Raw genomic sequence first — 510 nt, forward strand, 5'->3', positions numbered from 1 at the left:
GATTTTTTCAGAGAAAATGGATATATATTACTCAAGCGAGGTTGTTCCAGCGATTTAGCAGATGCCTTTAATGGACACATCTATGATATCCGCAACCAGTCACCAATGCCGGAATGGGCGGCATGCGAAGAAAGCAAGAAATATGCTGTGCGGCTGTTCAATCCCCACAAGAATGATAGTTTCTCTCGTCAATTGATGAAGCTTCCAGTAATCCGCGGCGGTCTGGCCCAATTGATGGGCAAAGAGGCCGTATGTGTTCAAAGCATGTATTTCTATAAAGAACCAGGAGCTCCCGGACAGGCATCGCATCAGGATTATTACTACATTAAGAACGATCCGATGACGATGATTGCCGCATGGACCGCGATGGAGGATTTGGTTGATGAAGAGAACGGATGTTTATGGGTCATTCCGGGCACCCACAAGCTTGGCTTACTGCCGCACGGCGCCGTCAAAAACTTGGAGGAGCATGAATCGTGGACGGAGGAGACTGAGGGTATAGATACGAGC

The 510-nt window shown here is 48.0% G+C and carries 1 protein-coding gene; it reads left to right on the forward strand.

Annotated features, from left to right (window positions below):
• Nucleotides 1–510: phytanoyl-CoA dioxygenase family protein (locus ACFQZR_RS28990; RefSeq protein ID WP_379351763.1), on the forward strand; the 510-nt coding region annotated here is incomplete at both ends.

Source organism: Paenibacillus sp. GCM10027629, assembly GCF_042676425.1.
GTDB classification, from domain to species: Bacteria; Bacillota; Bacilli; order Paenibacillales; family Paenibacillaceae; genus Paenibacillus_K; species Paenibacillus_K terrigena.